The following is a 22,897-nucleotide window of genomic DNA, read 5'->3' as shown; positions in this document are numbered from 1 at the left end:
AATGCGTCAATTCCGGCTCCCCGGGCCAGCTGTTGTAGACAGTCTGGTTGGGCCCGGCCAAAGAGTCCAGAGCAGGGGTGATATTTGCCTGCGGCAACGGAACTGGCTCGTACATGGTGCAATTGCAGGCGCCCTGCCGGACCGTTGGCGCTTGGACTAATGCGTTGCGTCGATTTCGCGAATGGTCAGGTTGCGGAAAGTGGCGGCTCCTTCATGAGCGTAGAGGCGGATTCCGTTGTCGCCCTCCAGCGGAAATACCCGGTGTGAGTGCACCACCCGTCCGTCGCCGACGAACATCTCCACGCTCGTGAGGTCAACGAGGATGCGGAGGGTGAGCCGTCCTGCCGACGGGTCGACCGGAGTCTGGGTTTGGCCGCCGGTTGGATTGATCGTTGGCCGTCTGTTGACGTAGGCGAAGGGGCCTCCCAAGAAGACACCGGCGGCAACGTGCCTGCCGCCGCCCTGTGGGCGGCACAGCTCAAAACCCACGTTGGCGGGTGCGGAAGCAGGGTCCCACACGAGTTCGCAGGTCAGGTCGTAAGCGGCGGCGCGGACGTCGAGATCGTGCGTGCCGCTGACAACTATGTCGCCCAGGATGTGGTCACGCTTCACATGATTTTCCAGCGCCGACGTGGGGGCGGAGACCAGGTGGTACACACCGTCCGTGTGTTTGAGGCCGAGGTCGCGCACGATCATGTCATCGCCGTTGTAGGCGTCCGTCTCCAGGGTTGGCGTGTTGTGGGGGTAGTCCCAGAAGTTCGCCCAGCCGATTGCCCGGCGGAGGGTCTCATCTTCCGCGCCCGTCGCGTCGTGATGTGGGTAGGTGACTGCTCCATAAAAGTCGAAGCCGTAGTCGAGCCATTCGGGCTCGGGCCGATCGGGCGTGAACGATGTCCCGTCGAAGGCACCCGTCCAGTACGCGTAGGTCGCGGGCAGGCCGCGGCCTTTGCCGTTGGCGCTCGTGCCGAGGATCCAATGGGAGGTGCCGTCGTCAGCGGTCATGCGGAAGATGTCAGGGCATTCCAGCACCCCCAGCTCAGTACGCAAAAACTCGCCGACCCGACGCCAGGACCGCAGGTCGGCGGATGTGTAGAAGCCGAGTTTTTGCCCCTCGGCGTTCACCATGAACCACTGCTGGCGGTCAGCGTCCCAGATCACTTTGGGATCGCGGAAGTCCTGCACTCCGGGGTTCGGCAGCACCGGGGCTGAACCGCCGGCCTGGAACGAGCGTCCGCGGTCGGCCGAGTACCAGAGGTACTGGCCCTGGCGGCCTTCGGGGGCCTGCGTCACTAGGGCGATCACCGCACCCTCGCCATATCCGGCGGTGTTCTGCTCGTCGACCACAAGGGATCCTGACCAGCAGTCGCCGTTGCCGTCGCTGAACTTCGGGATCGCGACGCCACGGTCAGTGAACACCACATGGTCGGTGGTCGTCGCGCGGCGCCATGACGTTCCTCCGCCGCCCCGCAGGTAGTCAGCGTTGTACAGGTAGTAGTAGTGATATTCCCCGTCGATGTAGATGGGGCGCTGGGGGTCATTCTTCCAGTTGTCGGGGACGCTGAAGTGATAGGTGGGGCGCATCCGGCGTGATCCTTTTGACGTTGAGCCATGTGATCCGGGGTCAGCAGTCTTGGTTGGTACGGCTGCGACGGGTTCGGCGAAAGCTGCTGACAGTGCGAGCGATCCGGTGAGTGCCGCCGCTCCGCTTCCGGTAAGGAGTGAACGACGAGAGACCGTGGGTGAATCTTCCATGAGTTCCTTCGTGTTTTTGGGCAGCCTCGATGCTGCTGTGTAAGTGGGCTTTGATGTATTGGCCCCGCGCGTCAGGGGATGAGGGTCCGTGTACCCTCATGGATGGTGGCCATGGTCCAGGCGTCGAGGGCGAGTATACGTACCGTTCCTTCGGCGGCAAGGCTGACGTGTTCCCCGCCCAGGGTGGGGTAGACGCGCGCTGTGAGCGGGACTCCGTTGGCGAAAATTTCGACGGCGGACCGGTCCAGGATGACCCGCAGGTGCACTTGCCCTTCGGGCATGGGGACGGGTCCGGACTTGTCGTCCACGTCAACGGTTGGATCGAGGCTGCTCCGCGTGCGGTCCAGGCGAAGCGTGCCAGTGTTGGTGCCGTCAGAGGCCCTGCGCAGCTCGATGACCGTCTCCTCGTTGGGGCTGCCGGAGGTGCCCCTGTCGGTGGAGCCGAGTACACCTAGCCGCAGCAGAGCGCCCGGTGCCAGTTGGAAGTCCAGTTCGAGGTCGAGTTGGTTGCCGGACACACCGGGTTCCAAGGGCCCTGATGTGCCGGTCAGCACCTGTCCGGGCAAACTGGTGTGCTCACGGCGCAGCTTCTTGATTTCAGGTACGGGCGCGAAGCGGAGAGCACCGTCGTCCGCCACCGTGACCGTCCGCGGCAGGCTCATGACCCCTGACCAGCCGGCCTCCACCATTGCGGCGTCGGTTCGGCCTTCCTGCATCCAACCGAACATGACCCGCCGGCCGGACTCATCCTGGAACGACTGCGGTGCGTAGAAGAACCGGCCGCCGTAGTCGAGTCGGTGCAGCGCCGCGGCCTCAAAGGTGTCGCCGGCGTATCGGCCGGTCCAGTACAGCGGGTGGCGGGTGTCGCCGTCGTTCCACGCGGAGAAGACGAGCACATCCGGCGAGCCGTCTGAGGGTATGGACCCCAGCGAACCTTGTCCCGCCCGGAACAGTTCCACGCATTCCCACATGGTCCCCGTCCAGTCATTGTCCGCAGGATCGCCTTGTGAGGCATCGCCGATGAACAACGGCCCGATGTAGTCCCATTGCCGCAGATCGGAGGACTCGTACAAAAACGCCGTACCGCCGTGCTGACGAATGCCTGACCCCACCAACTGCCGCCACTTCGTTCCTTCACGCCAGACGCAGTGATCACGGTACGCGGTGATGTCTACTCCAGCCGGGGGTGCTGCGATCACGGGGTTTCCGGGGTCCTTTGTCCAGCTCAACAGGTCCGGGGATCCTACGGCGACGCAGGGCAGCTCCTTGCCTTCGAAGCGCCCCGAATACACCAGGGTGGGCGTGCCGCCGTCGTTCACCAATACCCCGGACCAACAGCCCTCGGCGTCGGGTCCGGCGGACGGTTCCAAGGCAACCGGCTGGTCCGTCCAGGTGACGAGATCAGTGCTGGTGGCATGGCCCCACTGGATGCGGTGGTGGAAAGCGCCCTCCGGGTTGTACTGGTAGAAGAGGTGGTACGTCCCGTTCCACTGGCTGACGCCGTTGGGGTCGTTGAGCCAGCCGGCTGGCGACACGAAGTGGAAGCGTGGCCGGAGGGGATCGGCCTCGGCGCGGGCAACCAACTCATCCTGGGGAACGGTGGCGAGCGGGTGGGTCAATCCAGTCATGCGGAGGCCTTTTCTTGGGCGTTCGACGCCGGGAAGTTGGGTTGCGCCGGTTCGCCCGCCAGGGCATGGCCGTCGGCACCAGCCCAGGGCCGGTAGAGGTGGCAGCGCACCCAGTGGCGGTTTTCGGGGTCCCCCACCTGATGGCGCACGGGTTCGTCGGCCGAACAAGCCTGGTTTGGGTCGCCGTCGTAAGCGCATTGCGTCGAAGCCATCACCGCTTGCCTCAGTTCCGCGCGGCGGACGGGGTCGTAAGAGCCCGCCCGGGCTGGATCCGGCACAGCCGAAACCAGAAGTTGGGTGTAGGGGTGCGCGGGGTTTGACAGCAGGTCCAGGGACTCTCCTTCCTCAACGAGTTCCCCGGCGAACATGACCGCCGTCCGGTCCGCCAGGTAGCGGGCGGACGCGAGGTCGTGGGTGATGTAGAGCATGGAGATGCCCTGCTCGTCGCGTAGTTTGCGCATCAGGTTCAGCACGCCGATCCGGACGGAAACATCGAGCATGGAGGTGGGTTCGTCGGCCAGGATGACCTGCGGTTCCACAGCGAGGGCCCGGGCAATCGCAACGCGCTGGCGCTGGCCGCCGGAGAGCTCGTGCGGATATGAATTCAGCATGTCAGCCTGCAGGCCAACAGTGGTCATCAGTTTTTCGAGCCGCCGCTGGGTCTCCTCTTCGGAACCGCCACCCTTCCCGTGGATCGCCAACGAACGACGCAGGAAATGCTCGATCCTGTGGGCCGGGTTCAGGGAACCGAAGGGGTCCTGGAAGACCATCTGCAATTGCGAGCGGAACGCCCGGGAGGCTTGGAAACGGTCGCGCTTGAGGATGTCGACGCCGTCGATCAGGATCGCGCCGGAGCTCGGCTTCTCGAGCCGGGCAACACAGCGGGCCAGGGTGCTCTTGCCGGAACCGGATTCGCCCACGAGCGCCACGATCTCGCCGCGGCCAAGGGTCAGGTCCACACCGTGCAGGGCGCGGACCGATCCGCGGGAGAACAGCCCGCCAATGGGGAAGGACTTGCCCAGGCCACGAATTTCAAGGGCGGGGGTGCTGGCGGTGGAAGCAGCCGCGGGGGACGTCAGGGAGTGGCTCATCGTGCGGCTCCTGCCAGGTTTGCGGAATCGATCGCTGAAGCGTCGGCACCAACCGGAGCCACGAAGTGGCCGGGAGCCGCCTCGGTGAGGTCCGGGATATTGCGGAACTTCACGCCGTCCGGCAGCCCCGTGAGCGGCACACGCGGGCCGGTGAGCGGCGGGAACGCGCCCATCAGTGCCTGGGTGTAGGGGTGGCGGGGGGTTGCGTAAACGTCCTGTGCCTTCGCGGTCTCCACGATCCTGCCGCCGTACATCACGGCCATGCGGTGCGAGAGTTCCACCATGAGGGACATATCGTGCGTGATGAAGAGGACCGAGAACCCGAGCTCGCGCTGGAGTTCCTTGATTTGCGCCATGATCTCCTGCTGCACCACCACATCCAGCGCGGTGGTGGGTTCGTCCAGGATCAGCAGCGACGGCTTCAGCGCCACCGCCATGGCTATGACAGCCCGTTGGCGCATCCCGCCCGAGAGCTGGTGCGGGTAGGACTTGAGGCGCGCGGGGTCGATCCTCACGAGTTCGAGCAGTTCGCCCGCCCGCCGCAGGGATTCCTTGCGCGAGTAGCCGGCGTGGGTGGTGAAGATGTCCACGATCTGTTCGCCGATGGTCAGCACGGGGTTGAGTGAGTTCATGGCTGATTGGAAGACCATGGCCACGTCCTGCCAGCGGAAGCGCCGCAGCTCCTCCGCGCTCATGGCCAGGACGTCCTTGCCGCCGAAGGAAATGCTGCCGCCTGCGATCTTGGCGGGGTCCTTCAGGAGCCGCATGATCGAGTTGGCGATGGTGGACTTCCCGCAGCCGGACTCTCCTGCGAGGCCGAACACCTCGCCGGTGCCAATGCTGAAGGAAACGCGGTCGACGGCGGTAGTGGAGCGGGTGTCGCCGATGTACTTGACGGTGAGGTCCTTGACGTCCAGGACGGGTTCGTGGGAGCCGAAGGAGACTTGGGAGATGGTCATTTGGAGGCGCTCCGTTCGGTATTTTTCGGGGTTTTGATCTTCCGGAGCCGCGGGTTGGTGACCTCGTCCACGGCGTAGTTGATCAGGGCGAGCGCGAAGGCGACCAGCGCGATGCAGACACCTGAGGGGATGAAAACCCACCAGCTGCCGGTGAGCAGGGCGCCTTCGTTGCCGGCCCAGAAGAGGTTGTTGCCCCAGGAGACCGTGCTGACATCACCCAGGCCCAGGAACTCCAGGCCCGCTTGTGCGCCGATGCCGTAGATGACACAGGCCAGCAGGGTGCCCATAACGATCGAGGCCATGTTGGGCAGGATTTCGCGGAACATGATCCGGCCGGCCCGTTCGCCGGACACGACCGCGGCGGCCACAAAGTCTTTGGAGCGGATGGACAGGGCCTGTGAGCGCAGGACGCGTGCTGAGCCCGCCCAGCCGGTGACGACGAGGACCAGAATTACGGTGCCCAGGCCCGGAGGCAGGAATGCGGCCAGGATGACCAGCAGCGGCAGGCCGGGAAGGAGCAGGAAGACGTTGGTTGCCAGGGAAAGTGCTTCGTCGATGAACTTGCCGAAGTAGGCTGAGGCAAGGCCCACCAGGATGCCGATGAAGGTGGACGCGAAGCCCACTGTCAGCCCGACGAACAGGGAACTCCGGGAGCCGTGGACGGTCAGTGCGAGGACGTCCTGTCCCTTGGCTGTAGTTCCCAGCCAGTGCTCGGCTGATGGTTCCAGGGAGGCCATGGCGGTGATCCGCGACGGGTCGCCGGGGAAAAGCACCGGTGCCAGCAGGGCCAGTGCGATGAAGACGAGCATCACGGCCATGCCCGTCAGGGCTTTCTTGTTGCTGAGGAGGCCGTGGACGAAGCTGCGGTTGGGCTTGCGGACAGCCAGGGTTTGAGTTGGCTGCTTCAGAAGTGCGGTTGTCATGATTGGTCCCCCTAGTTGCTGCGCACGCGCGGGTCGAGGCGGACGTAGAGGATGTCCACCAGGAAGTTGGCCAGCAGCACGGCTGCGGTAATGGTCAGGAACAGGCCCTGCATGAGGGGGTAGTCGAGGCCCTGGACCGCGTTGAGGAGTTGATAGCCGACGCCGGGGTAGGCGAACACCACCTCGGTGAGCAGCGCACCGCCCACTACGAATCCCAGGCCCATGCCGAAGCTCGTGACCGATGGCAGCATGGCGTTCCGTGCTGCGTAGCGGAGCATGATGCGGCCCGGGCGGAGTCCCTTGGCTTCGGCCATGGTGATGTAGTCCTCGGAGTTGGTGGCGATCATGGTGTTCCGCATGCCCAGCATCCAGCCGCCGACGGAAACCAGCACGATGGTCAGCGCCGGAAGCACCAGGTGGGCGCCGGCGTCGCCGATGAACTCCCACGTAAACCCGGGCTCCAAACCATCGGTGAAGGCGTGGCGGATGGGGAACCAGTTCAGCACCACGCCGAACAGGTACAGGGCACCCATCGCCAGCCAGAAGTACGGGAACGAGCCAATGAACACGAGCAGCGGGGGGAGTGCGGAGTCGATCGCGCCGCCGCGCCGCCAGGCGGCCAGGATGCCCAGCAGGTTACCCGCGACGGCGGCAATCACCAGTGCGGTTCCGCCGAGCAGGAGGGTCCAGCCGATCTGGGATGAGATGACCTCGGTGACCGGGGTGGGGAAACGTGAGATGGAGACGCCCATTTGCCCGGTGAAGATGTTGTGAAGGTAGTCAGTGTATTGCTCCAGGAGGGGCCGGTCGTCAACGCCGAGCAGTTTGCGCAGGGCCTCGATCTGTTCGGGCTGCATTCTGTCCTGGGAGCGGGCGAACATACGGGAGACGGGGTCCCCGGGCATGAACCGCGGGAGCAGGAAATTCAGGGTGATGGATGCCCAGAAGGCGATCAGGTAGAAACCCAGGCGGCGCAGGATGAAGCGCACGGTTTCCCTCCATTCGGGAATTGTGGAGTGTTTGGGGCACGCCCGGCGGGGTTGGTTGCCCGCCGGGCGTGCAGTGTGGGGGTCCGCCCGGGGCGGCCCGCTGCGTTTACTTGCGCGGTTCCAGCGTGGTCAGAACGAGCACTGTGGTGGGCGACCTCACCGAGAGGGTGGCGTAAGGGTTGTCCTCGGTGGGCCAGCCGGTGAAGCGGGTGTCATTGAAGGCGCCCCATTCCGGGCCGGAGAAGAGCGGCACCAGGGGTGCGGCGTCGTTGTACTCTTCTTGCAGCTTGTTGGCGATGTCTTTCTGCTTGGACTCGTCCGCCTCTGCAGCGAACTCTGCCAGCAGGGCGTCGGCTTGGGGATCGCCGAAGCGGTGGTAGTTGTCGAATGTCTTGGTTCCGACGGGCTTGACCGTGGTTGTGCCCATGGAGTTGTTGAAGTACTTGTACGGGCTGGGGTCGTTGGCGCTCCAGACGATGCCGGAGTCGAAGTCGCCGGTTTCGTAGCCGGCAACCACAGCAGCCCAGTCCGGGGACTCCACTTTGACTGTGACGCCGACTTCTGCCAGGTTCTGCGCGATCACATTCGCCACCGACAGCCAGTCAGAAGAAGTCGCGCCCACGGAGATCTCGAATTCGAAGGGCTTGCCGTCCTTGAGCGTACGCTTGCCGTCAGCACCCTTCGGGTAGCCCGCCTTGTCCAGCAGCTCGTTGGCTTTTTGGACGTCCAGCTTGGTCCAGGTGCAGTTGTCCTTGACTGCGTCGTTTTTCCAGGTCTCGTAGCTGCCGGAGAGTCCGGTGCAGTCTGCGGGCTTGGCGTAGCCGCTCATGCCGATCTTGGTGACCTGCTCCCGGTCTACGGCCATGCTCAGGGCCTTGCGGACATCAACATCGTTGAAGGGGGCCTTGGTGGTGTTGAGCTGCCAGTTGATCATGGAGCCCGTGGCAGGGAACCAGTAGTGGCGGTGGTCTTTGTCCTTGGAGATGAACGTCTTTTCGATGTTCGGGATGTACTGCGGGGCCCAGTCCACGTCGCCATTCACGGCTGCGAGGTTGGCGCCGTCGTTCCCGGCAAAGGCGAGCATCTTGATGCCTGCGATCTTTTGCTTTTCCGGCTGCCAGTAGTTGGGGTTCTTCTTCAGCACGAAGGACTGGGCCTGGAAACTGTCAACCTCGGTGTAGGGGCCGGTGCCGACGGGCTTGGCGTTGGCGTCCTTGTCCGGATCAGCGAGGGCGGACCAGATGTGCTTGGGCAGGATGCTGAGCTGTCCGACGTCGTAAAGGGCCGGGGACCATGGCTTGTTGAAGTTGAAGGTGACCTTGTTGGTCCCTTCGGCGGCAACGGTGTCCAGGTAGTCGTAACCACCCTTAATCTTCTTCTGGAGCTCGAAGGTGTAGGCGACGTCCTCGGCCACGAGGGGCTGGCCGTCAGACCACTTCACGCCGTCCCGGAGGGTGAAGGTGATGGACTTGCCGTCGTCGGCTGCTTTCCAGTCAGTAGCGAGCCACGGCACCGTGTCACCCTTGGCCGGGTTGAAGATCAGCAGCGACTCGTAAATGGACTGCTGGACCATCGGGTTGACGGCGGGCGCGAACGGGTTGAAGTTCTGCACGAACGTGCCCATGTCCTCACGCGGAATGGTGAGAAAGGCACTGGCGTTCGCTGCGGCGTCGGTGCCGCCGGGCTTGTTGGCTGCACAGCCAGTCAGCAGCAGTGCGCCTACCGCCAGGCCGGCCGCGGTCATGCGGGCAGCCCTCAGGAATCGGGGTTGTGTCATGATGGTTATCTCTTTCCTATCTTCATCGGCAAGGTGAAGGGGTGGGGGAGGGGTTGCTCTTCGTTTTTGATTTCGCGGTCAGACCGAAGAGCGTTCTAGCAGCGGACAGCCGACTAATTGCTGGTCGGCAGTTATCGGCTGTCCTGCTGTCAGAGCTGCGAGCGTCTGGACTCCCAGGGCGCCCATTTTTTCGAACGGCAACGCAACCGTGGTCAGCTTGGGCCTAAGGTAGGCCGCAATCAGTTCCTGGTTGTCGAAGCCAATCACGGCGATGTCTCCGGGGATGGTCAGGCCCCGTTCCTTAATGGCGTCGTAAGCGCCCATCGCCATGCGGTCGTTGAGGCAGAACAGCGCGGTTGGCCTGTCCTTTTCCGTGTAGCGGTCCAGGATTTGGCACGCAGCCTCGTATCCGCCGTCCGCCGTTGCATGCCCGGGCACCACGAGATGCGGGTCCAGCTTCAGCCCGGCCTCGGCAAGTGCTTCGCGGGCACCCGCCAAACGGCCGACTGCTGCCGGAATATCCGGGTCCAGGTTGATCACTCCGATCCGGTGGTGGCCGGCCTGGAGTAAGCGTTCGACGGCGACGCGGCCGCCCGCACGCTCGTCGGGGACGATCGAGGGCAGCCTTCCGTCCGCATCGAAGCAGTTAATCAGGACGGTGGGTACCTCATTGGCGCTGTCAGGAACGTGCACGCCCCGGTGGTACGTGGCTGCATAGAGCAGGCCTTCCACACGTTGTTCCAGCAGCTTCTCAATGGCGGCATCTTCCAGGCCCTGGTTGGGTCCTACGGCATCGGCCTGGTCGGAGGGCGCGATGAGCAGGAACCTGCGGTCCAGCCAGGCTTGGTCCTGGGCACCTTTGATGATGTCGACGGCGAACGGTGCCGTCACGATCTCGGTGACGATCCCGTACCAATCACTGCGCTGGGATGCCAGCGCCCGTGCCCCGGCATTCGGGCGGTAGCCCAAGGCCTGGACAGCTTCGTTGATCCGGGCGCGGGTCTCCTCGGAGATGCTGGCATTTTCGCGGTTGCTCAGCACGAACGAGACGGCGGTCCGGGAAACGCCGGCGTGTTTGGCGACATCATTCATGGTGACACCCCGCTGCCGCGCAGCCCCGGCAGGGGTCGAGGTGGTGGTCTTCGCCATTGAATGCTCCGGTGTTTTTTGGTACTGGGTCAGGTAACGCGCGTTACTTGTGATTTAGGTTACGCGCGTTACTGGTCTCTGTCAAGGGACCTTTTTGGCTACCGGATCGGTGCAGCAGCGCATCCGGGGCGGCCGCAATGGAAGCTTGGCTACGCGTGTGAAGGCAGCTGAAGTTTTGCGCGGAGTTCGTCTTCAGTGGGGGGGCCGGGCGCCGGCCCGGGATACGGTGATCGCGGCGGCAGCGGCCGCCGTGCACCCCAGCTGGTCAAGGACAGAAGGCGCGAGGCCGCCGGCTCGGCGGGTAAGTAGCCCCAGGATCAGGGCAGACATGTATGAATCGCCGGCGCCGATGGTGTCAACAACAGGGGTCTTCATGGCAGGGATGCTGAGGGAGGCGGAGGGAGTGGCGAGCAACGAGCCTGATGAGCCCCTGGTGATGACAGCGAGCTCTGTTCCCAGCCCCAGGAGGTGCGATGCGGTTTCCTCCAAGGCCTTTTCCGGGTAGAGCCACGCGGCGTCCTCATCGCTGAGTTTGACAACGTTGGTGAGGTGCACCAGTTCCTCGAAAGTGCAGCGTGCTTCGGCGTGGGTTCCGAGCAGCGCCGGCCTGATGTTGGGGTCGTAGGTGATGGTGCACGCGTCCTGGAGGTGCTGGAGGATTGCCTTGACCTTGCCGGCGCCCGGTGACAGGAAACTTGCGATCGACCCGGTGTGAAGGACCATGGGCGGGGTGTGCGCAAGGTCCGGCGGTTCGACATCCCAGGCGATGTCGAAGGCGTAGCCCGCCGAGCCGTCACTGGCGATGGTGGCGGTCGCCGTCGACGTTTTCTCCAGTGAGCGGGAGCCGGGCAAGAGCATCACCCCGGCGCCCGCGAGGTGCTCCTCGAGTTCATCACCGCGGTGGTCAGTGCCCAGGGAAGTGAGCAGCCCGGTGCTGACTCCCAGCCGGGCCAGGCCGTAGGCGACATTGGCCGGCGACCCGCCGGGGTGTTCGATGGTGCCTTCTGGCGTGGTGACGACGTCGATCAGGGCTTCGCCGATAACGACGACGTCCAACACCTGCCGGGGAGGGTTCGGCTTGCCATTGGTGTGCATGTCCATTTTCCTTGCCGTAGGTGCCGCCCTAGACGAGCTGAGTGACCTTGATGCTGCTGATAGTTGCCGTGCCGCCGAGGGCGTAAACGGCGAGGTCGGTGCTGCTCTCGGAAGGGAAGATCAGTTCGGTCATGGTCACCTGGCCGTCTTGGGCAAAGACTTCAGCAGAGCAGCGGTCCACGAAGATGGTGAGGTCGTAGGTCCCCTGCTTCACCGGGACGGGAGCGGTGTCGATGGAGGCGAACGTTGCGTGGAAATCTGTCCGCCCGGATTCCCGCCGGTCCACCACCAGGGTTCCTTCATCGGGGCGGATTCCCACTCGGGTTCCGTTGACGCCGTCCCCGCGCAGGATGAGGCCAAATTCCTCTGCGCTTCCGGGGGTGAAGCTGACATCAATGCAGTGGACCGTGCCGGCCGCACCGGCCAGAACCTGCACGCCCTCGTGGATGGTGGCTCCAGAAAGGGAGAATGGCTCCTGGTCGGCCAGCCCAGCCCAGTCACCCGCCGGCTGCTGGACCAGGCACAGTTTTCCGTTCCTTGTCTGTAGTGAAATTTCGCGGGCGAGGCTCATGGGACTGCGCCAGGGTGTGGTGGGGATGTGGTTGGCGTACTCCCAGTTGTTCATCCAGCCGATCATGAGGCGGCGGTTGTCCGGGGCGTCGCTGAAGGAGACAGCGGCGTAGTAGTCCCGGCCCCAGTCCAGCCAAAGGTATTCGGCCAGCCGGTCGAGGTCCTGGGTGCCTTCAGTTACCGTGCTGGCGGAGGCGAACGTGGTTCCGTCGAAGTTGCCGATGAAGTATTGGCCGGCTGAGCCGTTGTTGGGCCCGCCGGGATTGAGGTTGACGGTAAGGACCCACTTGAGGTTTTCCGGATCGCCGTCCACGGGCAGCGGAAACAGGTCGGGGCATTCCCAGACGCCGCCGGTGGCGTTTGCGGGACCGAAGGTGCTCAGCAGTTCCCAGCTCTTCAGGTCCTGGGATTTGTAGAGGACCACCTGGAAGTCTGTGGCTTCGACGGCGACCATCACCCAGTAACTGCCCGCGTCGCCGTCGTACCAAAAGACTTTGGGGTCGCGGAACTCGGCGGACCCGCGGGTCAGAACGGGGTTGCTTGTGTGTTTTGTCCAGGAATAGCCCCCGTCCAGGCTGTAGGCGAGGGACTGGGCCTGGACGCCCTCATGTACGGAGCCCGGTTTGAAGGCGCTGGTGTAGACCGCCACGAGCGGGGCAAGGGAACCGCTGCCGAATCCGCTGGTGTTGTGACGGTCATAGACGATGCTGCCGGAAAAGATGTCTTCGTTCTCGTCGCAGGCGATAGCGACGGGGTGCTCGGTCCAGGTCAGCAGGTCGGTAGAGGTGGCGTGGCCCCAGGACATGTTCCCCCATACGTTACCCAGCGGGTTGTTCTGGTAGTAGAGGTGATAGACGCCTTCATGAAAAATCAGGCCGTTGGGATCGTTGAGCCAGGTGTCTTTTGCGGTGTAGTGCAGGACCGGGCGGTAGCTGCCTGCTGTGGCTGCCGTGTGAGTCGAAGTAAGTGTATCCACGAGGTTCCTTTTGAGGGTTTGTGTTATTTGCTCGCGCCGGCCGTGAGGCCTTCGCGTAGGGTTCGCTGGCCGAAGATAAAGACGACCAGTGCGGGCAGCATGGACAGGATCACGCCGGCGAGGACCACGGATATGCTCCCGGTGCCGAGGTTGCCTTGGAGTGTGACCAGCCCGAGGGGGAGGGTGAAGTTCTGTTCGCTGATGGTGAGGATCAGCGGCCGGAAGAATTCGTTCCAGTGGAAATTGAAGGCCAGGATCCCGACGATTGCCATGCCGGGGACCGCCAGCGGGACGTAGACAGAACGGAAGATCCGCCATGGTCCGGCGCCGTCCAGGGCGGCCGCTTCTGCGAAGTCGTTTGGCAGGCCCAGGAAATATTGGCGCATCAGGAAGGTGCCGAAGGCCGTGGGTATGGCCGGCAGGATCAGGGCCAGCAGGGTGTCGGACAGGCCCATCCCTCGAATGAGCATAAACACCGGGACGATCGTGACCTGCACCGGGACCATCATGGTGGCCAGCACCAGCGAGAAGATGGCCTTCTTGCCGCGGAAGTCCAGACGGGCGAAGGCATAGCCGGCAAGGGTGGCCGAAGCCATCTGGCCAAGCGCGATCAGCCCGGTCACCAGCGCGCTGTTCAGGACCAGGAGGCCCACGTTGATCTGCTTGAACACCTCTTGGTAAGCGGTGAAGTCCGGGTTGATGGGCAGGAAGGACGGTGGCAGGTTGAAGGATTCCGACGGCGTCCGCAAGGAGGTGGACAGGGTCCACAGGACGGGCCCGAGGGTCAGAGCGGCCGCCACGGCCAGTGCGGTGTACCTGCCGACGGTTCCGGCAGCCGGCAGGCGGGTGTTGCGGTAGCGCTTAGGCGTGGAAGGTTTGCCTGTGATGGAACCGGAATGCTTGTCGGTCCCCGTGTGCAGGGTCTGGCTGGACATGAGGGACCTCACTGGTAGAAGACGAAGCGGCGGCTGAGGCGGAATTGCAGTGCGGTGACGGCAAGGATGAGCACGGTGAGTATCAGGCCGATGGCCGAGGCTTCCCCGAACTCGAGTTGCTGGAAGGCCGATTCGAAGATGACCATGACGGCGGTGCGGGTGGAATCACCTGGCCCGCCGTTGGTCAGGACGTAGGGCTGGTCGAAGACCTGCAGCGCACTGATGATTGCCATCACGGAGGCGACGAGCACCGTGGGACTGATCAGCGGAAGAGTGACATTGCTGAACTGTTTCCAGCCTGTGGCGCCGTCCAGGTTCGCGGCCTCGTGGAGTTCCTTGGGAATGTTGGTCAAGGCGCCGAGGAAGAGAAGAAAGGAGAACCCGAAGTTCTGCCATACGTAGACCAGGACCACCACGGCTGCGGATGCCACGGGACTGGTCAGCCATGGCACTGCGGGAATGCCGGCCAGGGACAGGAGCCAGTTCACTACGCCGAACTGTTCGTTGAACATGTACCGCATGAAGATGGACACCGACGCGGCGGAAAGGACCAGGGGGAAGAAGAAGGTGGAACGAAGGAAAACCCTCAGCCAGGAAGGCATTCTGGCCTGCAGCATGGAGGCCAGGCCAAGGGCGATGCCCAGTTGAAGCACCACCGCGACAATGACGAACACGATGGTGTTTAGAAAGGACACGCGGACAGTGGGGTCCTCGGCCAGGGAGGCGAAGTTGGCGAAACCGACGAACTGGGGGGCCGAAATGATGTCCCAGCGGAAAAAGGCAAGCACCAGCGAGCCGATGATCGGCAGAAAAGTGAACAGGGCCATCCCGAGCACCGTGGGAGCAAGGAAGATCATGGCCAGCCATCGCTCGACGAACGAGCGGCGCGCGGCGGCTGGTTGCACGGTTTGGTGTGGAGCGGTGGAAGGGGTGGTCATGAGTTCCTCCTCAGGGCCAGTTCGAGATCGCGCTGCAGGGTGCCCATCGCGGCCTTAACATCAGCGGAGCTGCCGCTGACGGCGGTGGAAACGTTTTTCATCAGGGCAGTTTCGACGGCGGCCTGCTGGGGCGGAGCGGGAATGGGGCCGGAGGTGGGGAACCTGTCGAGGGTGTCGTAGAAGACTTTCCAATGCCTGGGTCCGGTGGTCGCGTAAAAGGACTCGTTGACCATCGAACGGCGGGTGGGAGTGGTGTTCGGCTTGGGAATGGCCAACTGCATCGCTTCGCGGCTGGAGCAGAACTTGACCCATTCCCACGCGGCGTCCTTGTCTTTGGCCGTGCGCATGATCGCGTAGCCGGCGGCACCGAACTGATGCCGCTGCGTCCGCCAACGGGGGAAGAACTGGACGTCAAACTGGTCGGCTGTCATTCCGGCCTCGTGCAGGCCCTGCGCCCAGTAGCCGCCTGCAGGCGTGGTGCCGATACGGTTGTTGCCGAACAGGCCAACCAGGGCGTTGCCGCCCCCGGATTCGGGACGCACGCCCAGTCCTTCGGCGACGAGCTCGCGCAGGTACTCGAAGGTCTCGATAACCCGCCCGTCTTCCGCGTTCGGAGCCAGCCATTGATAGCCGCCGCCGCGGGTCGCCCGGGCGGAGTCGTTCGGGTAAAAACGGTCCCAAAGCCAGTCCCCACCGGGAGCCTTGGTTTCGGTCAGGAAGCTGGTGTCGTTGGCGTAGAGCCAGGGCACTACTCCGCCGAAAAGCCGGTTGGTCCAGTAGTACGGGGTGAAGTCGGCCGGGCGTGCTTTCCGCAGGGCGCGAAGGGTGGCACTGAAGTCGTCCTGCGTCCAATCGTCCCTGGGCCGGTCGAGCCCGGCCTGGGCGAAGGTGGTGGTATTCAGGTACATGTTCGCTGCGTTCCAGTCCAGGGGAAGCTGGTAGAGGTTGCCTTGGTACATGAAGGCTTCCAGCAGGCTCGGATGAACGTCATCGAAGTAGTCGCCCATGTCCGCAGCGTCGCGGCGAACATAGTCATCCAGCGGCTCGGCGAGCTTATCGGCGAACAGTTGGGCGCCTTCGGTGGCTACGTAGACAACGTCCGGCGGTGTTCCGGCGGCGGCCATGGTGAGGATCTTGGAAAAGAAATCCTTCCAGTCCGCGCCCTGAATAGCCTGCAGGCGGACCGGAATATCAGGGTGGGCGGCGGTAAAGGCGTTCACCAGACCCTGGCGGGCGGACGCATCCGCCGCCGTTCCAAGGATGGCGATGTTCAGGGCCTTGCTCCCGCGCCCCGGAATGTCACTCCCGGTCAGCCGCGGCCAGGCGCCCACCGTGGCTCCCGCAACGGCCAGGCCGGTAAGGCCCAGCATGGAACGCCGCGTGAGCTGTGAAAGCCTGCTGCCCGGCCGCGGCGCGTACGAGGGGTTTGTTTCGCCCGGTGGCTTTTCAGACGTCATTGTCGGTTCCTCCTAACACGTGTTAAGTAGGTTAGATGGGCACCTAACACGTGTCAAGTATCGTTATGTCGTCGTCAAGGGGTTCGTATAGCAAGGATGATCTCCAGAGTCACAGGTTGAACAGTGCGTTCCCGGCCGCGGGCCGAACAGGTCGTCCCCGTCCCGAGGTTTCAGCAGCCAGATGGCTGGGAAATGTCCCGCCAGGTTAGCCGGCCGGTACCGTTCCGGTGGATGCCCGCGGGATGATCCGGCAGGGCATGTGGAGCGTGCCTGATTCCGGTTTCCCAGCTGCCGGGGCTTTTCCTTCTACAGCATCCAACAGCATGGACATGGCCGCTGCCCCGATTTCGGCGTGCGGAAGTGCCACCGTGGTCAGGGCGGGAACAAGGTTGGCAGCGAGGTTCTGTTGGTCGTCGTAGCCCACCACCGAGAGGTCCTGCGGTACGCGCAGCCCCGCGGCAGCGGCGTACAGCAAAACGCCGGTGGCAACCCTGTCGTTGGAGCAAATGATCGCCGTCGGCCGGTCGCTGGCGACCAGGACGGAGGAAGCGGCCCGGTAGCCCTCGTCGATGTCCCATCCAGTCATGTGCACGTGCTGTTGTTCCAGGCCTAGCCCCGCCTGTTCCATGGCCTCACGGTAACCCTGTTCGCGTTGCGGGGCGGCAGGCGAGCTGAGAGTTCCGGTCAACAGGGTGATGCGGCGGTGGCCCAGGTCAATCAGCAGCTGTGCTGCGGCGCGCCCGCCGTCAACCTCTGCCGGAATGACCGACTCGAGCTGGAAGCCGGCATCCGTGCAATTGGCCAGAACTGCCGGCAGGGTGAGCATCGCCGGCGGGGCGGTAATTTCGCGCAGGCTGCCGGTGGCGTACATGATTCCGTCTACCTGCCGGTGCACAAGTTGTTGCGCCGCGGAGCTTTCGCGGGCCGTGTCATGTTCTGAATCGACTACCAGGACCATGTACCCGCGGGCCAGGGCAGTGCGTGAGGCGCCGCTGATCAGCCGGCCGGCGAATGGGCTGGTGACGATGTCATCCGTAATGATGCCAATCGTTGATGTCTGCTGGTTGCGCAGGCTGAGGGCAACGGAGTTGGGCGTGTAATCCAGTTCCGCCGCGGCGCGGAGCACGCGCTCCTGGCGTTCGGCAGTGACGTTGCCGTTCGCCCTGCCGTTCAGCACCAGCGAGACTGCGCTGCGGGACACCCCTGCCCGTCGCGCCACATCCAGTGCTGTCGCTTTACGTTTGCCCATCCCGATCCCCTTGCCTCTCGATTTAGCATAGCTAACTCGTGTGAGGCGAGAACGACCTGGCTCATGCCGCATTGGCGTTGGGAGGGAAGCCGGACTCCAGCTGTTCCATGGTGCGCGGTCCCACAACGGCTGACGTGACGCCCCGGTGGTTGATGACGAACGCGATGGCGAGCTCGAAGAGCGTGACCCCGGCCCATTGCGCTACCTGGGCCAGTTCCTCCACGATGTCGAGCTCGGGCTGATTCGCGGCTCGGCCTCGTCGAACCGGGTGCAGTTCCCACCGCATGGAGACTGCCAGGTACTGGTTCCGACTACATGGTTAATTGACGCGCCGATAGCGGATGTGGGTAGCCAGGGGTGAGTGAAGCACCTCGGTGGGTGCGAAGTCGAAGGATTCCACGCCGTCGAAGATGCGCTCGCCCGAGCCGAGCAGGACCGGGGCGATGTCGAGGGTGAGCTCGTCCACCACGCCGGCGATGAGTGCCTGCCGGACGGTCGAGGCCCCACCGGCGATATCGACGCCATTGTCCCCGGCAGCCTCGCGGGCTGCTGCGTAGGCCGCATCGAACCCTTCAGTCACGAAGTGGAAGGTCGTCCCGCCGGTCATCTGGATCGGCTCGTGCGCGTGATGGGTCAGTACGAACACCGGCGCGTGGTACGGGGGTTCGGCTCCCCACCAGCCGCTCCATTCCTCGTCCCAGTCCCCGCGGACGGGGCCGAACATATTCCGACCCATCACATACGCTCCCCGCGGACGCATAAGCCACCCGTTCGCGACCTTGTCGGCATCGTTGGCCCGCGGGTCGCCGATGTGCCAGCCGTGCAGCTCCAGCCCCCGCCTGCCCAGCGGGTTCTCCCGGCTCTGGTCCGGCCCGGCGACAAAGCCGTCCAGCGAGATTGACATGTGGCAGGTGGTGTCCGGCATTGCGTACCTCCTGAGTGAGCGCGGCCTTCATACAGCCGCGTGGGGTTCCGGGCAGCCTAGCATGTGAGTCGTGCCCGCCGGTTAGGAAGAGGGGCTGGTACGGCGACCAGGAATTTCTACACGTTCGTGGCATCCAGCTGTGGGTACATCACCTCGATCGGGGCGCTGAGTCCGGCCTTGAGCTGCGCGGATGTCTCGTCGGCGAGTACCTCGTACTCGCCGGCTTCGACCGCATCCAAAACGATGCGTACGAGGTGGGCCGGTTCCATCTTGGGATCGGTGGCCTTGGCGGCCATGGCAGTGTCGACATATCCGACGTGGACGCCCACCACGTGGACCCCCGCGGGGGCGAGTTCCAGGCGCAAGGAGTTGGTGGCTGACCAGAGGGCTGCTTTGGTGGCACTGTAAATGCCGCCTACGGCGTACCAGCTCATGGCCGAGTGGATGTCGATGATGGCCGATTCGTCCTTCGCCGACAGGACCGGTGCGAAGGCGCGGGCGAGGAACAGCGGGCCGAGGAAGTTCGTCTCCACGTTGGTCCGGATTTCCTCAGCAGTGTGGGTGAGGATCCCCGCGCTGGCCACAGCGGCTCCGGCGTTGTTGATCAACACAGTGACGTCCCGGGCGGCCTCGGTTGCTGCCTGGATTGAGGCGGGATCTGTGACATCCAATGTGAGGGGCACAATCCGCTCGTCATCCCAGGTCCGGGGGTTCCGGGCGGTGGCGTAAACCTTGCTGGCGCCGCGGGCGAGCGCGTGGTGGACGAAGTTCGTTCCGATGCCGCCGTTTGCTCCGGTGACGAGGACGACTGCTCCAGTAAAACTATGCAAGAAAACTCCCGGCGACAGGACTACCTGCCGTCAACACCCTCGATAATGAGCCCATGCGACTCCGAACCGGTGGGGCGGCCCAGATTTGTCAGAGGGCAATCCTGGTAGCGGCAATTGGCGTTTTTCTCGTTGCGGCTTCATCCGCTTGCCGGGCCTCCTGGCAGGACGAACCGCCGTGTTTCCCGCCCGACTACGCCGTGAGCCCTTCATCTGCGAAGCCCGGCGACATCGTCGCGGTTGGCGCCGACGACGCGCTCTGTAATCCCCGCTACGGCCAGGACGCCCTCATTCAGGTCACGGTTACCGATGCAGCCGGCCAGAATGTCATCAAGGAAACTGCCCCGATGAACGACGCCGGCGGATTCAGTTTCCGGTTCGTCCTCCCGCAACAGACGTCCGCAGGGGAGGCATCGGTGGAGGCTGTTCCCTACGCCCTGGACTGGTGCGACGATACGGGCCGGAACAACCGGGTGGCGCACCCGTCAGGTTTGCAACGGGCCTCGTGCGCTGCCAGGACCGAACCCCTGACTGTCACTCTGTAGGGGCAGCGCCCACCCGGACACCGCCAACCGCACCCGTCCACGGCGTATCGCCCGGGGCGGGCAGGGAGAGATGCGCGAATACGTACCCCTGCTGAAGTGCAATGACCTGGGACGTGGGGCCGGCGCAATCCAGGGCGAGCTCCAGCGGGCGGAAGGGGGCGCCCGGGTGCTCCTGCCCCACGGCCACCTTCGCCCCGGAAGCACCAACGCAGGCCGCAGTGACGGTGTACCGCCCGGCCGCCGGCACCTTCCCGGTATTGCCAAATCCCCTGAGTGGGCCGTCCAGCGGGCCCACCTCGGAAAGAAGGACTGGCTCCGGCGATGCTGCGAGGAGCCGGTCCAGCTGGGCGTAGTTCACGGCCTCCTGCTCCAGGACCTGAGGATCGCTGTACGGTTTCGGGGACCCCATGTCCGGTGCAGGCTCTACGGTTGGCTCATGCACTCGCCCCTGAGCGGGCGCCTGAGCAGGCAAGGAATCGGGGTATTCATAGACGCAGCCCGCCGTTCCGCCCAGGGGGATCAGCAGGCACAAAGCGAACGCGAGCCGGTGCCGCCCGTACTTCATTCCCACCCATTAATGGTGGGCACGCCCGCCGTGTAAAAACAACCACAGGGGAGGCGGAGGCAAAAGAAGCCTGCCAGCAATTGCTGGCGGGCTTCTTTCTATTTATCTGTCTTCTGGAAATGCGTTCTGTCAGGCGTCAACCAGGGCGAATACCCGCGCCGGGCTCCCGGTTCCACCGACAATCGGCAACGGAGCCACGATGAGCGCTGCGCCTACCGGCGGCAGCTGCGCCAGGTTCCGAAGCGAAGTGACGCCGTACTTGTCATTTCCCAACAGGAAGTGATGGGCCGGGAAAGGAGGCTGCTGCCCGCCGGCGGCACCGGCGTCAATGCCCACCGTTTCAACGCCGACACCGGACAGTGGGGATTCTTCGCCGATCCACTGCGCGCATTCGACGGTGAACCCGGGGGAGTGCGGGTGGCCCTGCTCATCCTTGTTGAGGAAGCTTTCCCTGTCCTGGGAGCGGCTGTCCCATCCCGTCCGCACCAGAAGCCAGCCGCCCTTCGGCAACGCTCCGTGCTCCGACTCCCACGCGCGGATATGGTGGATGTCCACTAAGAAATCCGGGTCCGCCGCGGCCTCGGCCCTGACGTCCAAAACAACCGCGGGACCAAGCAGGCGGGCCGGATCGATCTGCGCAACGTCCTTGCCGTCCCGCCCCGTGGCCCAGTGTATGGGGGCGTCCACATGGGTGCCGATGTGCTCACCGGTATGGATGTTGTGGTGCTTCCAGTAAGGTCCCGGCGCGTTGTAGGCGGAGACTTCCTCGAGCGAGAAATCGATGAGATTGGCGAACGGCTCCGGCAACTCCAGGGTGGGGGTTGCCGCCGAGAGCGGGGTGGTGAGGTCCACCAGTTCAGTCCGTCCAGTGGCTAGGTCTGCAAGCAGGCTTGCCAGTCCTGTCTGGCGTGCATCATTCACAGCGCTTAGTTCCATGCGAGCTCCTCCGGATTTTCACCCGCCGGGTATGGCCGGCGTGCGTTTGGTGACTGCCCGTGGCAGACACCCAGGGCCAATTGCTGCGACGTTAGCACCACCTTGCCGAGGTCCGGAACACCTCCTGCCATCTCTTTGGCAGGCATACCCGAACACGCATAGGCCCTGGCGATTTCGGCATTCGACGGCCTCCATTGCGGGAGGGAGACTGAGATCAATAAACGTAATCCCCGTCACACTCACCGACTTTGGCACTAGGAGCAACAATGTCCCACCCACAGACCACCTTGCCGGGACAACGTCCCGGCGTCCGCCGGTACGTTGTCGCCTCACTGGTAGGCAATGCCCTCGAGTGGTACGACTTCTTCCTGTACGCGACGGCATCGGCAGTCGTCTTTGGCCGGCTCTTCTTCCCCGCTGATACGGACCCGCTGGTAGGCACGATGGCCGCATTCGCCGGCTTCGCCGTCGGGTTCGCCGCCCGCCCCCTGGGCGGAATCATCTTCGGGCACATCGGCGACAGGCTGGGACGCAAGCGTTCGCTGGTGCTGACCCTTTCCATTATGGGAATCAGTACAGCGCTCATGGGATTGCTCCCCACCTACGCGCAGGTGGGACTCTTGGCCCCGGCGCTGCTTATCGCGCTTCGAATCCTGCAAGGCATCGCTGCCGGCGGCGAATGGGGCGGCGGTGTTCTGCTGATCAGCGAGAACGCCAACACCTCCCGCCGGGGCATGCTCGCGGCATTCAGCCAGGGCGGAATCTCGCTCGGGTTTGTGCTCTCCTCACTGGCCTTCTTCCTGGCCCAATTGATGCCCGAACCCCAGTTCCTGGCATGGGGTTGGCGCCTGCCGTTCATCGTGAGTGTGGTTCTGCTCGGTGTCGGCGCGTACATCCGCTTCAAGCTTCCCGAGTCCAAAGAGTTCACTGAAGCCCGCGAAACCCGTCCCCAGCACCGCCTGGCCGCCCTGGATGCACTGCGCGCCCATCCCCGCGAAATCCTGGTTGCCATGGGCCTGCGCGTCGCCGAAAACGGCGGTTCCTACGTCTTCCTTTCATTCTCCATCGTCTACGGCGTCCACGTGGGAGTGGACAAGGGCCTTCTGCTGTTGGCCGTGGCCGTATCCATGCTCGTATCCTTCGGCACCTACATCTTCTTCGGATACCTCTCTGACCGGATCGGCCGGCGCCCCGTGTACGCCTTTGGTGCCGTGGGCATGGGCCTGATGGCCTTCCCGTTCTTTGCAATGATCGATGCCCATACCCCGGCCGTGGTGATCCTTGCGTTCCTTATTGCCAACGGTGTTTGCCACGGTGCCATGATCGGAACGCAGCCGGCATTCTTCCATGAACTGTTCTCCGCCGAAGTCCGGTACTCCGGCATGGCCATTGCCCACGAAGTCGCAGCCGTATTCGCCGGCGGGTTCGCGCCCTTGATCGCCACGGCTTTGCTGCTGAACTACAACTCCTCCGTCCCTGTGTCGCTGTACCTCATTGGCATGGTGCTGGTGACCCTGGTTGCAGTGGCTGCTGCCGGCCGCAAAAAGCACAACCGCCAGCACCTCGAAACCGGGCAGCCCGCACAAGTCCTGTCTTAGCGGCAGCACGTCT

20 protein-coding genes and 1 pseudogene are annotated in these 22,897 nt (G+C 64.1%); 2 read left to right on the top strand and 19 right to left on the bottom strand.

The window, feature by feature from the left end; genetic code table 11:
- Positions 1-156: 156 nt before the first annotated feature.
- From QF038_RS11380 to QF038_RS11300, 17 genes and pseudogenes are all read right to left on the bottom strand, one after another.
- Positions 157-1,752: a glycoside hydrolase family 32 protein gene (locus QF038_RS11380; RefSeq protein WP_373461556.1), complete on the bottom strand. Its 1,596-nt coding sequence runs from the start codon at positions 1,750-1,752 to the stop codon at positions 157-159.
- Positions 1,753-1,823: 71 nt separating this feature from the next.
- A complete protein-coding gene (locus QF038_RS11375; protein WP_307610244.1) occupies positions 1,824-3,380 on the bottom strand; it encodes a glycoside hydrolase family 32 protein in 1,557 nt (518 codons plus the stop codon).
- Positions 3,377-4,471 (bottom strand): ABC transporter ATP-binding protein, encoded by a 1,095-nt coding sequence (locus QF038_RS11370; RefSeq protein ID WP_307610243.1) that lies wholly within the window; start codon positions 4,469-4,471, stop codon positions 3,377-3,379. The genes QF038_RS11375 and QF038_RS11370 overlap by 4 nt, the downstream gene beginning before the upstream one ends.
- Positions 4,468-5,430, bottom strand: a complete 963-nt coding sequence (locus QF038_RS11365; RefSeq protein ID WP_307610242.1) for an ABC transporter ATP-binding protein — start codon at positions 5,428-5,430, stop codon at positions 4,468-4,470. Before QF038_RS11365 ends, QF038_RS11370 begins: the two co-directional genes overlap by 4 nt.
- Complete coding sequence (locus QF038_RS11360) at positions 5,427-6,353, bottom strand: ABC transporter permease (RefSeq protein WP_307610241.1); 927 nt, start codon at positions 6,351-6,353, stop codon at positions 5,427-5,429. Before QF038_RS11360 ends, QF038_RS11365 begins: the two co-directional genes overlap by 4 nt.
- Before the next feature lie 11 nt (positions 6,354-6,364).
- Positions 6,365-7,342, bottom strand: a complete 978-nt coding sequence (locus tag QF038_RS11355) for an ABC transporter permease (RefSeq protein WP_307610240.1) — start codon at positions 7,340-7,342, stop codon at positions 6,365-6,367.
- 106 nt (positions 7,343-7,448) lie between these two features.
- A complete protein-coding gene (locus tag QF038_RS11350) occupies positions 7,449-9,119 on the bottom strand; it encodes an ABC transporter substrate-binding protein (RefSeq protein WP_307610239.1) in 1,671 nt (556 codons plus the stop codon).
- 78 nt (positions 9,120-9,197) lie between these two features.
- Positions 9,198-10,268 (bottom strand): LacI family DNA-binding transcriptional regulator, encoded by a 1,071-nt coding sequence (locus QF038_RS11345; protein WP_307610238.1) that lies wholly within the window; start codon positions 10,266-10,268, stop codon positions 9,198-9,200.
- A 192-nt stretch (positions 10,269-10,460) separates the two neighbouring features.
- Positions 10,461-11,363: a carbohydrate kinase gene (locus QF038_RS11340; protein ID WP_307610237.1), complete on the bottom strand. Its 903-nt coding sequence runs from the start codon at positions 11,361-11,363 to the stop codon at positions 10,461-10,463.
- A 28-nt stretch (positions 11,364-11,391) separates the two neighbouring features.
- Positions 11,392-12,909 carry a glycoside hydrolase family 32 protein gene (locus QF038_RS11335; protein WP_307610236.1) on the bottom strand — a complete coding sequence of 506 codons (1,518 nt, stop codon included), beginning with the start codon at positions 12,907-12,909 and terminating at the stop codon, positions 11,392-11,394.
- A 23-nt stretch (positions 12,910-12,932) separates the two neighbouring features.
- Positions 12,933-13,844, bottom strand: a complete 912-nt coding sequence (locus QF038_RS11330) for a carbohydrate ABC transporter permease (protein ID WP_307610235.1) — start codon at positions 13,842-13,844, stop codon at positions 12,933-12,935.
- A gap of 8 nt (positions 13,845-13,852) precedes the next feature.
- Positions 13,853-14,782: a carbohydrate ABC transporter permease gene (locus QF038_RS11325; protein ID WP_307610234.1), complete on the bottom strand. Its 930-nt coding sequence runs from the start codon at positions 14,780-14,782 to the stop codon at positions 13,853-13,855.
- Positions 14,779-16,239, bottom strand: a complete 1,461-nt coding sequence (locus QF038_RS11320) for an extracellular solute-binding protein (RefSeq protein WP_307610233.1) — start codon at positions 16,237-16,239, stop codon at positions 14,779-14,781. Before QF038_RS11320 ends, QF038_RS11325 begins: the two co-directional genes overlap by 4 nt.
- A 205-nt stretch (positions 16,240-16,444) precedes the next feature.
- On the bottom strand, positions 16,445-17,488 hold the full coding sequence (locus QF038_RS11315; RefSeq protein ID WP_307610232.1) for a LacI family DNA-binding transcriptional regulator: 1,044 nt from the start codon (positions 17,486-17,488) through the stop codon (positions 16,445-16,447).
- An 82-nt stretch (positions 17,489-17,570) separates the two neighbouring features.
- A pseudogene (locus QF038_RS11310) lies at positions 17,571-17,735 on the bottom strand (aldo/keto reductase); the annotation flags it as partial.
- A gap of 72 nt (positions 17,736-17,807) precedes the next feature.
- A complete protein-coding gene (locus tag QF038_RS11305; protein ID WP_307610230.1) occupies positions 17,808-18,413 on the bottom strand; it encodes a dihydrofolate reductase family protein in 606 nt (201 codons plus the stop codon).
- 116 nt (positions 18,414-18,529) lie between these two features.
- Positions 18,530-19,243, bottom strand: a complete 714-nt coding sequence (locus QF038_RS11300; protein WP_307610229.1) for an SDR family oxidoreductase — start codon at positions 19,241-19,243, stop codon at positions 18,530-18,532.
- Between the two features lie 197 nt (positions 19,244-19,440).
- Between QF038_RS11300 and QF038_RS11295 the strand changes: the two genes are divergently transcribed.
- Positions 19,441-19,785: a hypothetical protein gene (locus QF038_RS11295; RefSeq protein ID WP_307610228.1), complete on the top strand. Its 345-nt coding sequence runs from the start codon at positions 19,441-19,443 to the stop codon at positions 19,783-19,785.
- Here the strand turns inward: QF038_RS11295 and QF038_RS11290 are convergent.
- Together QF038_RS11290 and QF038_RS11285 are read right to left on the bottom strand one after the other, a co-directional pair.
- Complete coding sequence (locus QF038_RS11290; RefSeq protein ID WP_307610227.1) at positions 19,775-20,194, bottom strand: hypothetical protein; 420 nt, start codon at positions 20,192-20,194, stop codon at positions 19,775-19,777. The genes QF038_RS11295 and QF038_RS11290 overlap by 11 nt on opposite strands.
- 285 nt (positions 20,195-20,479) lie before the next feature.
- Positions 20,480-21,286 carry a cyclase family protein gene (locus tag QF038_RS11285; protein ID WP_307610226.1) on the bottom strand — a complete coding sequence of 269 codons (807 nt, stop codon included), beginning with the start codon at positions 21,284-21,286 and terminating at the stop codon, positions 20,480-20,482.
- Positions 21,287-21,552: 266 nt separating this feature from the next.
- On the opposite strand from QF038_RS11285, the gene QF038_RS11280 reads away from it, so the two are divergent.
- On the top strand, positions 21,553-22,884 hold the full coding sequence (locus tag QF038_RS11280) for an MFS transporter (protein ID WP_307610225.1): 1,332 nt from the start codon (positions 21,553-21,555) through the stop codon (positions 22,882-22,884).
- The last annotated feature ends 13 nt before the right edge of the window (positions 22,885-22,897 follow it).

It is taken from the genome of Pseudarthrobacter sp. W1I19 (genome assembly GCF_030817835.1).
GTDB lineage: Bacteria > Actinomycetota > Actinomycetes > Actinomycetales > Micrococcaceae > Arthrobacter.
Note: the sequence above shows the minus strand (reverse complement) of the source record. Positions and strands in the feature narration are given on the sequence as shown.

Excerpts from the sequence above, each read along its gene's own strand:
- QF038_RS11375 (WP_307610244.1), bottom strand. The coding sequence starts at position 3,380 with ATGACTGGATTGACCCACCCGCTCGCCACCGTTCCCCAGGATGAGTTG.
- QF038_RS11365 (WP_307610242.1), bottom strand. The coding sequence starts at position 5,430 with ATGACCATCTCCCAAGTCTCCTTCGGCTCCCACGAACCCGTCCTGGAC.
- QF038_RS11345 (WP_307610238.1), bottom strand. The coding sequence starts at position 10,268 with ATGGCGAAGACCACCACCTCGACCCCTGCCGGGGCTGCGCGGCAGCGG.
- QF038_RS11370 (WP_307610243.1), bottom strand. The coding sequence starts at position 4,471 with ATGAGCCACTCCCTGACGTCCCCCGCGGCTGCTTCCACCGCCAGCACC.
- QF038_RS11350 (WP_307610239.1), bottom strand. The coding sequence starts at position 9,119 with ATGACACAACCCCGATTCCTGAGGGCTGCCCGCATGACCGCGGCCGGC.
- QF038_RS11360 (WP_307610241.1), bottom strand. The coding sequence starts at position 6,353 with ATGACAACCGCACTTCTGAAGCAGCCAACTCAAACCCTGGCTGTCCGC.
- QF038_RS11325 (WP_307610234.1), bottom strand. The coding sequence starts at position 14,782 with ATGACCACCCCTTCCACCGCTCCACACCAAACCGTGCAACCAGCCGCC.
- QF038_RS11340 (WP_307610237.1), bottom strand. The coding sequence starts at position 11,363 with ATGCACACCAATGGCAAGCCGAACCCTCCCCGGCAGGTGTTGGACGTC.
- QF038_RS11320 (WP_307610233.1), bottom strand. The coding sequence starts at position 16,239 with ATGACGTCTGAAAAGCCACCGGGCGAAACAAACCCCTCGTACGCGCCG.
- QF038_RS11330 (WP_307610235.1), bottom strand. The coding sequence starts at position 13,844 with ATGTCCAGCCAGACCCTGCACACGGGGACCGACAAGCATTCCGGTTCC.
- QF038_RS11285 (WP_307610226.1), bottom strand. The coding sequence starts at position 21,286 with ATGGAACTAAGCGCTGTGAATGATGCACGCCAGACAGGACTGGCAAGC.
- QF038_RS11305 (WP_307610230.1), bottom strand. The coding sequence starts at position 18,413 with ATGCCGGACACCACCTGCCACATGTCAATCTCGCTGGACGGCTTTGTC.
- QF038_RS11280 (WP_307610225.1), top strand. The coding sequence starts at position 21,553 with ATGTCCCACCCACAGACCACCTTGCCGGGACAACGTCCCGGCGTCCGC.
- QF038_RS11290 (WP_307610227.1), bottom strand. The coding sequence starts at position 20,194 with ATGGGGTCCCCGAAACCGTACAGCGATCCTCAGGTCCTGGAGCAGGAG.
- QF038_RS11380 (WP_373461556.1), bottom strand. The coding sequence starts at position 1,752 with ATGGAAGATTCACCCACGGTCTCTCGTCGTTCACTCCTTACCGGAAGC.
- QF038_RS11315 (WP_307610232.1), bottom strand. The coding sequence starts at position 17,488 with ATGGGCAAACGTAAAGCGACAGCACTGGATGTGGCGCGACGGGCAGGG.